This window comes from Enterobacter sp. H2G27 (assembly GCF_054403075.1).
Genome location: NZ_JBSVSI010000001.1, coordinates 748536 through 760755, shown reverse-complemented (window position 1 = coordinate 760755; position 12220 = coordinate 748536). Strand labels below are relative to the sequence as shown.

Below are 12220 nucleotides of genomic sequence, written 5' to 3'. Positions count from 1 at the left end.
GAAAATGTTCGGAAAATTGACACTGGATGCAGTGCCCTACCATGAACCGATTATCGTGGTTACGGTGGCTGCAATTATCATTGGTGGCGCGGCCTTACTGGCCCTGATCACTTACTTCGGTAAGTGGAGCTACCTGTGGAACGAGTGGCTGACTTCGGTTGACCACAAAAAACTCGGTATCATGTACTGCATCGTCGGTATCGTCATGTTAATTCGTGGCTTTGCGGATGCGATCATGATGCGTAGCCAGCAGGCACTCGCTTCTGCGGGTGAAGCCGGCTTCCTGCCGCCGCACCACTACGATCAGATCTTTACCGCCCACGGCGTTATCATGATCTTCTTCGTGGCGATGCCGCTGGTTATCGGTCTGATGAACGTTGTCGTTCCGCTGCAAATCGGCGCACGCGACGTGGCGTTCCCGTTCCTGAACAACCTGAGCTTCTGGTTCACGGTTGTCGGCGTTATCCTGGTTAACCTGTCACTGGGTGTGGGCGAATTCGCGCAGACCGGTTGGCTGGCTTACCCACCGCTGTCAGGAATTGAGTACAGTCCTGGCGTTGGCGTCGACTACTGGATTTGGGCGCTTCAGCTCTCCGGTGTTGGTACAACCCTGACCGGTATCAACTTCTTCGTGACCATTATCAAGATGCGTGCCCCTGGCATGACCATGTTCAAGATGCCGGTATTTACCTGGGCATCTCTGTGCGCCAACATCCTGATTATTGCCTCCTTCCCAATTCTGACCGTCACCATCGCGCTGCTGACCCTGGATCGCTATCTGGGCACCCATTTCTTCACGAATGATATGGGTGGCAACATGATGATGTACATCAACCTGATTTGGGCCTGGGGTCACCCGGAAGTGTACATTCTGGTTCTGCCTGTGTTCGGTGTGTTCTCCGAAATCGCGGCAACCTTCTCGCGTAAACGTCTGTTTGGTTACACCTCTCTGGTGTGGGCAACCGTGTGTATTACCGTTCTGTCGTTCATCGTTTGGCTGCACCACTTCTTCACCATGGGTGCGGGCGCGAACGTAAACGCCTTCTTCGGTATCACCACCATGATTATCGCCATCCCTACCGGGGTGAAGATCTTCAACTGGCTGTTCACCATGTACCAGGGCCGTATCGTGTTCCACTCAGCGATGCTGTGGACCATCGGCTTCATCGTAACCTTCTCCGTAGGTGGGATGACCGGCGTACTGCTGGCGGTACCGGGCGCTGACTTCGTTCTGCACAACAGCCTGTTCCTGATTGCGCACTTCCATAACGTTATCATCGGTGGCGTGGTCTTCGGCTGCTTCGCTGGCGTAACCTACTGGTGGCCAAAAGCGTTCGGCTTCACGCTGAACGAAAAATGGGGTAAACGCGCGTTCTGGTTCTGGATCATCGGCTTCTTCGTAGCATTTATGCCGCTGTACGTGCTGGGCTTCATGGGTATGACCCGTCGCCTGAGCCAGCAGATCGATCCGCAGTTCCACCCAATGCTGATGGTTGCAGCGGGCGGTGCCGTGCTGATTGCCTGTGGTATCGCGTCTCAGCTGATTCAGTTCTACGTGTCTATTCGCGACCGCGATCAGAACCGTGACCTGACCGGTGACCCATGGGGTGGCCGTACGCTGGAGTGGGCGACCTCTTCTCCACCTCCTTTCTATAACTTCGCCATTGTGCCGCAGGTTCATGAACGTGACGCATTCTGGGAAATGAAAGAGAAAGGTGAAGCGTACAAGCAACCTGCTCATTACGAAGAGATTCACATGCCGAAAAACAGCGGTGCGGGCATCGTGATTGCCGCCTTCGCAACGGTATTTGGTTTCGCAATGATCTGGCACATCTGGTGGATGGCGATTGTTGGCTTCGCCGGCATCGTAATCAGCTGGATTGTGAAGAGCTTTGACGAGGACGTGGACTACTACGTACCAGTCCGTGAAGTTGAGAAGCTGGAAAATCAGCATTTCGACGAGATTTCTAAAGCGGGGCTGAAAAATGGCAACTGATACTCTGGCACACTCAACTGCCCACGCGCATGAACATGCGCACCACGATACAGGACCGACAAAAGTCTTCGGTTTCTGGATCTATCTGATGAGCGACTGCATTCTGTTCTGCTGTCTGTTCGCAACCTATGCCGTTCTGGTGAACGGCACAGCGGGCGGCCCGACCGGCAAGGACATTTTTGAACTGCCGTTCGTTCTGGTTGAAACCGCACTGCTGTTATTCAGCTCCATCACCTACGGCATGGCGGCTATCGCCATGTACAAAAACAACAAGAGCCAGGTTGTTTCCTGGCTGGCGTTGACCTGGTTGTTTGGTGCTGGATTTATCGGGATGGAAATCTATGAATTCCATCACCTGATCATGGAAGGCTTCGGCCCGGATCGCAGTGGCTTCCTGTCCGCGTTCTTCGCGCTGGTCGGCACTCACGGTCTGCACGTGACCTCCGGTCTGATCTGGATGGCAGTCCTGATGTTCCAGATCTCCCGTCGCGGCCTGACCAGTACTAACCGTACCCGTATCCTGTGCCTGAGCCTGTTCTGGCACTTCCTGGACGTGGTGTGGATCTGTGTGTTCTCTGTTGTCTATCTGATGGGGGCGATGTAATGAGTCATTCTAACGATCATGGCGCTTCCCACGGCAGCGTAAAAACCTACATGACAGGTTTCATCCTGTCGATCATCCTGACGGTGATCCCGTTCTGGATGGTGATGAGCGGTTCTGCGTCTAAGCCGGTTATCCTGGGTGCAATCCTGGTAACCGCTGTGATTCAGATTCTGGTGCATCTGGTTTGCTTCCTGCACATGAACACCAAGTCCGATGAAGGCTGGAATATGACCGCCTTTATCTTTACCGTGATTATCATCGCTATCCTGGTAGTCGGTTCCATCTGGATTATGTGGAACCTCAACTACAACATGATGGTTCACTAAGAGCGGCGAGTATGTTTAAGCAATACCTGCAAGTAACGAAACCAGGCATCATCTTTGGCAACCTGATCTCCGTGATCGGAGGGTTCCTGCTGGCCTCTAAGGGCAGCATTGATTACACCCTCTTTATCTACACGCTGGTCGGTGTGTCACTGGTTGTTGCGTCCGGTTGTGTATTTAACAACTACATCGACATGGATATCGACAAGAAGATGGAAAGGACCAAAAATCGGGTGCTGGTGAAAGGCCTGATCGCCCCTTCCGTCTCGCTGGTGTACGCCACCTTGCTGGGTATTGCTGGCTTTATGCTGCTGTGGTTTGGTGCTAACCCACTGGCCTGCTGGCTGGGGGTGATGGGGTTCGTGGTGTATGTGGGCGTCTACAGCCTGTATATGAAACGCCACTCCGTCTACGGCACGCTGATTGGTTCTCTCTCCGGCGCTGCGCCGCCGGTGATTGGCTACTGTGCGGTCACGAACGAGTTCGACAGCGGTGCGCTGATCCTGCTGGCTATCTTTAGCCTGTGGCAGATGCCGCACTCCTATGCCATCGCGATTTTCCGCTTTAAGGATTATCAGGCAGCGAACATCCCGGTTCTGCCGGTCGTGAAGGGCATTTCGGTTGCCAAGAACCACATCACGCTGTACATCATCGCCTTTGCCGTGGCAACGCTGATGCTCTCTCTGGGTGGTTACGCTGGATATAAATATCTGGCGGTAGCGGCTGCGGTGAGCGTCTGGTGGCTCGGTATGGCGCTGCGCGGTTACAAAGTGGAAGATGACAAAGTCTGGGCGCGCAAGCTGTTTGTGTTCTCGATTGTGGCCATCACCTCGCTTTCCGTGATGATGTCCGTAGACTTTATGGTGCCGGATTCACATAACCTGCTGACTTACGTCTGGTAAGCCAAACAGGTCAAAAAAAGGGTGCTTCGGCACCCTTTTTTATTCACTGAATCTACTAATAACGCATGTAATATTTGTTAAATAACCCTTTATTTACCCCGCCCCTTCCCCGCACTACACTATGGCCTGCTTTTGAACTGAGGTGGTAATGAACGATTATAAAATGACGCCAGGCGAGCTACGCGCGACCTGGGGCTTAGGGACTGTCTTCTCGCTACGGATGCTTGGCATGTTTATGGTCCTGCCTGTTCTGACCACGTACGGTATGGCGCTGCAGGGGGCCAGCGAGGCGCTGATTGGACTCGCGATCGGCATCTACGGCCTGGCGCAGGCGGTTTTCCAGATCCCGTTTGGCCTGCTCTCTGACCGGGTGGGCAGAAAGCCGCTGATTGTCGGCGGGCTGCTGGTCTTTGTGCTCGGTAGCGTGATTGCCGCCCTCTCCCACTCCATCTGGGGGATTATTCTTGGCCGCGCCCTGCAGGGCTCCGGCGCGATTGCCGCCGCGGTGATGGCGCTGCTGTCCGACTTAACCCGCGAGCAAAACCGCACCAAAGCAATGGCGTTCATCGGCGTGAGCTTTGGCGTAACGTTTGCGATTGCGATGGTGCTTGGCCCCATCATTACGCACACGTTGGGTCTGCACGCCCTGTTCTGGATGATTGCCGTGCTGGCAACCATTGGTATTGCGTTAACCCTGTGGGTCGTGCCGGACAGCAAAAACCACGTCCTCAACCGTGAATCCGGGATGGTAAAAGGCTGCTTCAGCAAAGTGATTGTCGAGCCGCGCCTTCTGAAGCTGAACTTTGGCATTATGTGTCTGCACATCCTGCTGATGTCGACCTTTGTCGCCCTGCCCGGCCAGCTTGCGGCAGCGGGTTTCCCGGCGGCTGAGCACTGGAAAATCTATCTGGTCACGATGCTGATTTCGTTTGTCTCCGTCGTGCCGTTCATCATCTACGCCGAAGTGAAGCGCAAAATGAAGCGCGTCTTCGTGGGCTGCGTGGCGGTCCTGCTGATTGCCGAAATCGTGCTCTGGGGTGCCGGTCCGCACTTCTGGGAGCTGATTGCCGGCGTGCAGCTGTTCTTCCTGGCCTTTAACCTGATGGAAGCCCTGCTGCCGTCGCTTATCAGCAAAGAGTCGCCCGCCGGTTACAAAGGTACGGCAATGGGTATTTACTCCACCAGCCAGTTTCTCGGCGTGGCGATCGGCGGCTCGCTCGGCGGCTGGGTGGACGGCCTGTTTGATTCACAAACCGTGTTTCTCGCCGGTGCGCTGTTAGCGACAGTCTGGCTGCTGGTCGCCAGCACCATGAAAGAGCCGCGCTACGTGAGCAGCCTGCGGATAGAAATCCCGGATGATGTGGAAATCAGCGATGCGCTTAAGCAGCGTCTGGAAGAAAAAGAGGGCGTGACGGACGTGCTCATTGTCCCGGAAGAGCGCAGCGCTTACGTCAAGATAGACAGTAAAATGACTAACCGCTTCGAAGTCGAGCAGGCGCTCAAGGCGTGATAAAAAGCCCGGTTTAACCGGGCTTTTTATATTAATCGCGGAAGTTTTTAAACTGGAACGGTTGTCCCAAATCGCCGCCGCGCACCAGCGCCATTACGGACTGGAGATCGTCGCGGGACTTACCGGTCACGCGAATTTCTTCACCCTGGATCTGCGCCTGCACCTTCAGCTTGCTGTCTTTTATGAGCTTAACGATTTTCTTCTGCACCGCACTCTCAATACCCTGCTTCAGCTTGGCTTCTACAAACCAGTTCTTACCGCTGTGCACGAACTCTTCCGGCACATCGAGAGACGTCCCTTCGATGCCGCGCTTTAACAGCTTGGCGCGCAGAATGTCGAGCAGCTGATTCACCTGGAAATCAGACTCGCTCAGCACCTTAATGGTCTTATTTGCATCGTTCAGCTCAAACGACGCCTCAACGCCACGAAAATCGAAACGTGACTCAACTTCGCGGGTTGCGTTCTCTACGCCGTTGCGAACTTCCTGGATATCAACTTCGGAAACAATATCGAAAGATGGCATCTTTTCTTCTCCCTTCACTTTTGTTGCGTTGCATAATACCCGCTACGAGGCATAACTCAACAGAAGCTTAGCTGTATAATTAAGCTGTAACACCTGGCGCAGTTGCAGGTGAGGAGGAACAATGAAAATTACGGTGCTCGGATGCGGAGCGCTTGGTCAGCTGTGGCTGACCGCGCTGTGCAAGCACGGACATGAGGTTCAGGGCTGGCTGCGAGTGCCCCAACCCTACTGCAGTGTAAACCTGATTGGTGAAGACGGAAGCATCTTTAACGAATCTCTCACCGCCAACGATCCTGATTTCCTGGCGCAAAGCGACCTTTTACTGGTGACGCTCAAGGCCTGGCAGGTCTCAGACGCGGTAAAGACACTGGCCGCGCAGCTCCCCCCCACTTCGCCCATACTGTTGCTGCATAATGGCATGGGTACCCTCGATGAGCTGAAAAGCGTCCCGCAGCCCCTGCTGATGGCGACAACCACGCACGCTGCCCGTCGCGACGGCAACATCATTGTGCATGTCGCCAGCGGCGTGACGCACATGGGTCCTGCCAGACCACAGGATGGCGACTACAGCTATCTTGCCGATGTTCTGCAAAAGGTCTTGCCGGACGTCGCATGGCACAACAACATCCGCCCTCAGCTGTGGCGTAAGCTTGCGGTAAACTGCGTGATCAATCCGCTGACGGCGCTGTGGAACTGCCCGAACGGGGAGCTGAAAAATCATCCGCAGGACGTTGCCATTTTGTGTGCGGAAGTCGCGGCGGTCGTTGAGCGGGAAGGGCTGCATACCTCGGCAGACGATTTGCGCTGCTATGTCGAGCAGGTCATTGAGAGTACAGCAGAAAACATCTCCTCAATGCTGCAGGATGTTCGGGCATTACGCCACACGGAGATCGACTACATTACCGGCTATCTGCTAAAACGCGCCCGCGCACACGGCATTTCCGTGCCGGAAAACGCCCGTCTGTATGACCTGGTTAAACGTAAGGAGAGTGAATATGAGCGCGTCAGCACTGATCTGCCTCGCCCCTGGTAGCGAAGAGATGGAAGCGGTCACCACCATTGATTTGATGGTGCGCGGCGGAATTAAGATCACCACCGCCAGCGTCGCCAGCGACGGCAATCTTGCAATCACCTGTTCACGCGGGGTGAAAATCCTGGCAGACGCGCCGCTTGTTCAGGTGGCAGACGGAGATTACGACATCATCGTGCTGCCCGGCGGCCTAAAAGGCGCGGAATGTTTTCGCGACAGCCCGCTGCTGGTCGAGACCGTGCGTCAGTTCCATCTGTCAGGCCGTATCGTCGCGGCTATCTGCGCCGCCGCGGGAACGGTTCTGGTTCCGCACGATATCTTCCCCGTCGGCAATATGACCGGCTTCCCGGGGCTGAAGGATACGATCCCGGAAGAACATTGGGTGGACAAACGCGTCGTCTGGGACCCGCGCGTAAACCTGTTGACCAGCCAGGGGCCTGGCACTGCGATTGATTTTGGCTTAAAGATTATTGACCTGCTGGTCGGGCGCGAGAAGGCCTACGAAGTGGCATCATCGCTGGTGATGCCTGCGGGGATTTATAATTACTATGAAGAGTAGTGCATAAAAAAAGCCGGGTGGCGGCTACGCCTTACCCAGCCTACAAATGCACGGTACCGTAGGCCCGGTAAGCGAAGCGCCACCGGGCGAGAAACTACGGGCGATACACCTTCACATTCGCAAAGCCCTGCTCGCGCAGATACAGCGCCTGCAGGCGACTCATCACCCCGCGCTCACACCACAGCAGATACGTTTTGCTCTGGTCGAGATCGCCAAACTTCGTGCTCAGCTTGTAGAACGGCAGAGAAACCACTTCGACGCCTTCCACCTGCAGCGGCTTGTCATCCTGCTCGTCAATAGAGCGAATATCCAGAATAGCGTCGTTCGCGCCGAAACCGCTCACGGTCTCCACTTCAACCACTTCCTGCTCGGTCTGCTGGGCAATCTCGCGGATATCAATGTTGGACGCTTCTTCCACCACTTTATCCAGAATGCTGAAATCGAAGTTCTCTTCTTCCGCTTCGATCTTCGCCTTCACCGCTTTCACCGTTGGGCTTTTAGAGATCACGCCGCAGTATTCCGGCATGGTGCGGGCAAAATCTTCGGTGCCGATTTCGCGCGCCAGATCGATGATGTGCTCTTTGTCATGGGAGATGAGCGGACGCAGGATCAGCGTATCAGATACGTTGTCGATCAGACGCAGGTTGGTCAGCGTCTGGCTGGAGACCTGGCCCAGCGCTTCGCCGGTGACCAGCGCCTGCACGCCGTAGCGTTCAGCCACTTTGGACGCCGCACGCACCATCATGCGCTTAAGGATGACGCCCATCTGACCGTCGTCCACTTTCTCGAGGATTTCGCCGACCACAGGTTCGAAATTGATTGCCACGAAACGCACGCGGTGGGAGCTGCCGAAGCGGTTCCACAGGTAATGCGCCACCTGACGAACGCCGATTTCGTGCGCCGCGCCGCCCAGGTTGAAGAAGCAGTAGTGCACACGGCAGCCGCGACGCATCAACATATAGCTGGAGACGCCGGAGTCGAAGCCGCCAGAGATCAGGGATAATACGTCTTCCTGGGTGCCAATAGGGAAGCCGCCGATACCTTCATAGCGCCCTTTCACCAGCAGCAGGCGATCGTTTTCGATCTCCAGGTTCACCGTCACGTCCGGGTTGGTCAGACGTACGCGCGCCGTTTCAACGTGCTGGTTTAAACCGCCGCCGACATAACGTTCCACTTCAATGGAGCTGAATTCGTGCTTACCGCGACGCTTGACGCGCACGCAGAAGGTTTTGCCTTCGATCTGGTCACGGTACTGGACCAGCGCTTTCTCGAAGATGTCATGCATATCGCTGAACGGAACATCTTCCACTTCCAGGATATGGTGGATCCCCGGAATACGGGTCAGCGCGTCGCGAATATCCTGACGTTTGTTTTCGTCTTTCGCACGGACCTCAACGTGGTCCCAGTGGCGCACCACGGCGAGGGTTTCGTCGTAGTGCTTTAATACGTTACGAATGTTCCCGGTGAGAATTTTAATAAAGCGCAAACGCACAGATTGGCTTTTGATGGTGATTTCAGGGAACAATTTAATGATAAACTTCATGGCGGCAATGTTTCTTAGGCAAGCCTGTTAAGGCTTGTAATGGAAAAGAGTACAGCAGCCCACACCCGTGGCTGCATCCAGGCGCGCAAGTATACCACCATCGCGCCGCTCCTGTGCACATTGCGCGTTATTTGCTTATCCGCCCGAGTCCGTTACCATGTCGGGGCGAAGAATATAAGAGTCAATTCACTATGCCGAAGAAGAACGACGCACCGGCCAGTTTTGAAACTGCGCTGAGTGAACTGGAGCAAATTGTTACCCGTCTTGAGAGCGGCGATCTCCCGCTGGAAGAGGCGCTCAACGAATTCGAGCGTGGCGTGCAGCTGGCGCGCCAGGGGCAGGTCAAGCTGCAGCAGGCCGAGCAGCGCGTGCAGATCCTGCTTTCCGACAGCGAAGACGCGAAAACCACGCCTTTCACACCGGACGCCGAGTAAATGGATTTTGCCAACGAGCTTCAGGCGCGTGTCGTACGCGCCAACGACGCCCTGCGCCGTTTTATTGCGCCACAGCCTTTTCAGAACACTCCACTGGTTGAAGCCATGCACTATGGCGCACTCTTGGGTGGAAAGCGCCTGCGCCCGTTCCTGGTGTATGCCACCGGCAATATGTTTGGCATCAGCGATAGCACGCTGGACGCTCCGGCAGCCGCCGTTGAGTGCATTCACGCCTACTCGCTGATCCACGACGATCTCCCGGCCATGGACGACGACGATTTGCGTCGGGGTAAACCCACCTGCCATATCAAGTTTGGCGAGGCGAATGCCATCCTGGCGGGTGATGCCCTGCAAACGCTGGCGTTCTCGATTCTGAGCGACGCGCCAATGGCGGAAGTGGCTGACCGCGACCGTCTGGCGATGATCTCCGAGCTGGCAATGGCCAGCGGCGTGGCCGGCATGTGCGGCGGACAGGCGCTGGATCTTGAAGCGGAAGGACGTCAGGTTAATCTGGAACAGCTGGAGCGTATTCATCGCCATAAAACCGGGGCACTGATTCGTTCCGCCGTTCGCCTGGGCGCGCTGAGCGCGGGTGAACAAGGGCGCAAAGCCCTGCCGATTCTGGACAGATACGCAGAAAGTATCGGTCTGGCATTCCAGGTTCAGGATGACATTCTGGATGTGGTGGGCGATACTGCAACATTGGGTAAACGTCAGGGTGCGGACCAGCAGCTTGGCAAAAGTACCTACCCCGCCCTGCTGGGCCTTGAGCAAGCCCAACGTAAAGCCCGGGATCTGATTGACGATGCCCGCCAGTCGCTGAATGAACTGGCTGCGCAATCGCTGGATACCTCGGCACTGGAAGCGCTAGCGGACTATATAATCCAGCGTGATAAATAAACTATATATCTCGATGAGCCTTTGATGAGTTTTGATATTGCCAAATACCCGACACTGGCGTTAGTTGACTCCACCCAGGAGTTACGTCTGTTGCCGAAAGAGAGCCTGCCGAAGCTGTGCGACGAGCTGCGTCGCTACCTGCTCGACAGCGTAAGCCGCTCCAGCGGCCATTTCGCCTCCGGGCTTGGCACGGTAGAGCTGACCGTGGCGCTGCACTACGTCTATAACACGCCGTTCGATCAGCTCATCTGGGACGTGGGTCACCAGGCCTATCCGCACAAAATTCTGACCGGACGTCGCGATAAAATTGGTACCATTCGTCAGAAAGGCGGCTTGCACCCGTTCCCGTGGCGCGGTGAGAGCGAGTACGACGTGCTGAGCGTCGGCCACTCCTCTACCTCCATTTCGGCGGGCATCGGTATTGCCGTTGCCGCCGAGAAAGAGAACAAGCAGCGCCGCACCGTCTGCGTGATTGGCGACGGCGCCATCACCGCCGGTATGGCCTTCGAAGCCATGAACCACGCGGGCGACATCAAGCCGGACATGCTGGTTATCCTCAACGATAACGAAATGTCGATTTCCGAAAACGTCGGCGCGCTGAATAACCATCTGGCGCAGCTACTCTCCGGCAAGCTTTACTCCTCGCTGCGTGAAGGCGGCAAGAAAGTCTTCTCTGGCGTACCGCCGATTAAAGAGCTGCTCAAGCGCACCGAAGAGCACATCAAAGGCATGGTCGTGCCGGGCACCCTGTTTGAAGAACTGGGCTTTAACTATATTGGGCCGGTTGACGGTCACGACGTGCTGGGTCTGGTGACCACGCTCAAGAACATGCGCGACCTGAAAGGCCCGCAGTTCCTGCACATCATGACCAAAAAAGGGCGTGGCTACGAACCGGCGGAAAAAGATCCGATCACCTTCCACGCGGTGCCTAAATTTGACCCGTCCAGCGGCTGTCTGCCAAAAAGCAGCGGCGGCATGCCGAGCTATTCAAAAATCTTCGGCGACTGGCTGTGCGAAATCGCCGCAAAAGACAACAAGCTGATGGCGATCACCCCGGCCATGCGCGAAGGCTCCGGCATGGTGGAGTTCTCCAGAAAATACCCTGACCAGTATTTCGACGTGGCCATTGCCGAGCAGCACGCGGTGACGTTTGCAGCGGGCCTGGCGATCGGCGGCTACAAGCCGGTTGTCGCTATCTATTCCACCTTCCTGCAGCGCGCCTACGATCAGGTGATTCACGACGTGGCGATCCAGAAGCTGCCGGTTCTGTTTGCTATCGATCGTGCGGGCATCGTCGGTGCAGACGGCCAGACGCACCAGGGCGCGTTTGACCTGTCGTTCCTGCGCTGTATTCCGGATATGGTTGTCATGACGCCAAGCGACGAGAACGAATGTCGTCAGATGCTGTTTACCGGCTACCACTATCAGGATGGCCCAAGCGCCGTTCGCTACCCGCGCGGCAATGCGGTAGGCGTTGAGCTTCAGCCGCTGGAAAAACTGCCGCTTGGTAAAGGAGTGGTTAAGCGTCGCGGTGAAAAAGTGGCGATCCTGAACTTCGGCACGTTGATGCCCGAGGCCGCGAAAGTGGCTGAAACGCTGAATGCCACGCTGGTGGATATGCGCTTTGTGAAGCCGCTCGACGAATCTCTGATCCTGAGTATGGCTGAGGCCCACGACGTGCTGGTGACGCTGGAAGAAAACGCCATCATGGGCGGTGCGGGCAGCGGCGTGAACGAGGTACTGATGGCAAATCGTAAAGCCGTGCCGGTGCTGAACCTCGGCCTGCCGGATCATTTCATTCCGCAAGGTACCCAGGACGAAGCCCGCGCGGCGATTGGCCTGGACGCTGCCGGTATCGAAGCTAAAATCCGCGCCTGGCTGGACTGATCCCTCCCC

Annotated in this window: 12 protein-coding genes; 10 read left to right on the top strand and 2 right to left on the bottom strand. The window is 56.0% G+C overall.

Features of this window, described 5'->3' with window-relative positions; genetic code table 11:
- Positions 1 to 4: 4 nt before the first annotated feature.
- The 5 genes from cyoB (at position 5) to ACW9E7_RS03520 (ending at position 5335) form a co-directional block, all read left to right on the top strand.
- Complete coding sequence (gene cyoB, locus ACW9E7_RS03540; RefSeq protein ID WP_014168864.1) at positions 5 to 1996, top strand: cytochrome o ubiquinol oxidase subunit I; 1992 nt, start codon at positions 5 to 7, stop codon at positions 1994 to 1996.
- Complete coding sequence (locus tag ACW9E7_RS03535) at positions 1986 to 2600, top strand: cytochrome o ubiquinol oxidase subunit III (RefSeq protein WP_008503324.1); 615 nt, start codon at positions 1986 to 1988, stop codon at positions 2598 to 2600. Before cyoB ends, ACW9E7_RS03535 begins: the two co-directional genes overlap by 11 nt.
- On the top strand, positions 2600 to 2926 hold the full coding sequence (locus tag ACW9E7_RS03530; RefSeq protein WP_006176899.1) for a cytochrome o ubiquinol oxidase subunit IV: 327 nt from the start codon (positions 2600 to 2602) through the stop codon (positions 2924 to 2926). Before ACW9E7_RS03535 ends, ACW9E7_RS03530 begins: the two co-directional genes overlap by 1 nt.
- A gap of 11 nt (positions 2927 to 2937) precedes the next feature.
- A complete protein-coding gene (gene cyoE, locus ACW9E7_RS03525; RefSeq protein WP_013095848.1) occupies positions 2938 to 3825 on the top strand; it encodes a heme o synthase in 888 nt (295 codons plus the stop codon).
- A gap of 148 nt (positions 3826 to 3973) precedes the next feature.
- On the top strand, positions 3974 to 5335 hold the full coding sequence (locus ACW9E7_RS03520) for an MFS transporter (protein ID WP_115874347.1): 1362 nt from the start codon (positions 3974 to 3976) through the stop codon (positions 5333 to 5335).
- 31 nt (positions 5336 to 5366) lie between these two features.
- On the opposite strand, the gene ACW9E7_RS03515 is transcribed toward ACW9E7_RS03520, so the two are convergent.
- Positions 5367 to 5858 carry a YajQ family cyclic di-GMP-binding protein gene (locus tag ACW9E7_RS03515; RefSeq protein ID WP_023334701.1) on the bottom strand — a complete coding sequence of 164 codons (492 nt, stop codon included), beginning with the start codon at positions 5856 to 5858 and terminating at the stop codon, positions 5367 to 5369.
- 121 nt (positions 5859 to 5979) lie between these two features.
- Here ACW9E7_RS03515 and panE point away from each other — a divergent pair, with 121 nt between their 5' ends.
- Together panE and yajL are read left to right on the top strand one after the other, a co-directional pair.
- Positions 5980 to 6891 carry a 2-dehydropantoate 2-reductase gene (panE, locus tag ACW9E7_RS03510; RefSeq protein WP_248172688.1) on the top strand — a complete coding sequence of 304 codons (912 nt, stop codon included), beginning with the start codon at positions 5980 to 5982 and terminating at the stop codon, positions 6889 to 6891.
- Positions 6854 to 7447, top strand: a complete 594-nt coding sequence (gene yajL, locus ACW9E7_RS03505) for a protein deglycase YajL (protein ID WP_133293882.1) — start codon at positions 6854 to 6856, stop codon at positions 7445 to 7447. Before panE ends, yajL begins: the two co-directional genes overlap by 38 nt.
- Before the next feature lie 94 nt (positions 7448 to 7541).
- Here the strand turns inward: yajL and thiI are convergent, their stop codons facing one another.
- Positions 7542 to 8990: a tRNA uracil 4-sulfurtransferase ThiI gene (gene thiI / locus ACW9E7_RS03500; protein ID WP_111963420.1), complete on the bottom strand. Its 1449-nt coding sequence runs from the start codon at positions 8988 to 8990 to the stop codon at positions 7542 to 7544.
- Between the two features lie 191 nt (positions 8991 to 9181).
- Between thiI and xseB the strand changes: the two genes are divergently transcribed.
- Genes xseB through dxs form a run of 3 tightly spaced genes read left to right on the top strand, consistent with a single transcriptional unit; the run spans position 9182 to position 12211 of the window.
- Positions 9182 to 9424 (top strand): exodeoxyribonuclease VII small subunit, encoded by a 243-nt coding sequence (gene xseB / locus ACW9E7_RS03495; protein WP_008503331.1) that lies wholly within the window; start codon positions 9182 to 9184, stop codon positions 9422 to 9424.
- The gene (ispA, locus tag ACW9E7_RS03490; protein WP_133293879.1) at positions 9425 to 10324 is read left to right on the top strand and encodes a (2E,6E)-farnesyl diphosphate synthase; all 900 of its coding nucleotides are present in this window, start codon (positions 9425 to 9427) and stop codon (positions 10322 to 10324) included.
- A 24-nt stretch (positions 10325 to 10348) separates the two neighbouring features.
- Positions 10349 to 12211: a 1-deoxy-D-xylulose-5-phosphate synthase gene (gene dxs, locus ACW9E7_RS03485; protein WP_458727263.1), complete on the top strand. Its 1863-nt coding sequence runs from the start codon at positions 10349 to 10351 to the stop codon at positions 12209 to 12211.
- Positions 12212 to 12220: the final 9 nt, after the last annotated feature.

Bases quoted from the DNA above. Each gene is read 5' to 3' on its own strand.
- cyoB (WP_014168864.1), top strand. From the start codon at position 5: ATGTTCGGAAAATTGACACTGGATGCAGTGCCCTACCATGAACCGATT.
- ACW9E7_RS03535 (WP_008503324.1), top strand. From the start codon at position 1,986: ATGGCAACTGATACTCTGGCACACTCAACTGCCCACGCGCATGAACAT.
- ACW9E7_RS03530 (WP_006176899.1), top strand. From the start codon at position 2,600: ATGAGTCATTCTAACGATCATGGCGCTTCCCACGGCAGCGTAAAAACC.
- cyoE (WP_013095848.1), top strand. From the start codon at position 2,938: ATGTTTAAGCAATACCTGCAAGTAACGAAACCAGGCATCATCTTTGGC.
- ACW9E7_RS03520 (WP_115874347.1), top strand. From the start codon at position 3,974: ATGAACGATTATAAAATGACGCCAGGCGAGCTACGCGCGACCTGGGGC.
- ACW9E7_RS03515 (WP_023334701.1), bottom strand. From the start codon at position 5,858: ATGCCATCTTTCGATATTGTTTCCGAAGTTGATATCCAGGAAGTTCGC.
- panE (WP_248172688.1), top strand. From the start codon at position 5,980: ATGAAAATTACGGTGCTCGGATGCGGAGCGCTTGGTCAGCTGTGGCTG.
- yajL (WP_133293882.1), top strand. From the start codon at position 6,854: ATGAGCGCGTCAGCACTGATCTGCCTCGCCCCTGGTAGCGAAGAGATG.
- thiI (WP_111963420.1), bottom strand. From the start codon at position 8,990: ATGAAGTTTATCATTAAATTGTTCCCTGAAATCACCATCAAAAGCCAA.
- xseB (WP_008503331.1), top strand. From the start codon at position 9,182: ATGCCGAAGAAGAACGACGCACCGGCCAGTTTTGAAACTGCGCTGAGT.
- ispA (WP_133293879.1), top strand. From the start codon at position 9,425: ATGGATTTTGCCAACGAGCTTCAGGCGCGTGTCGTACGCGCCAACGAC.
- dxs (WP_458727263.1), top strand. From the start codon at position 10,349: ATGAGTTTTGATATTGCCAAATACCCGACACTGGCGTTAGTTGACTCC.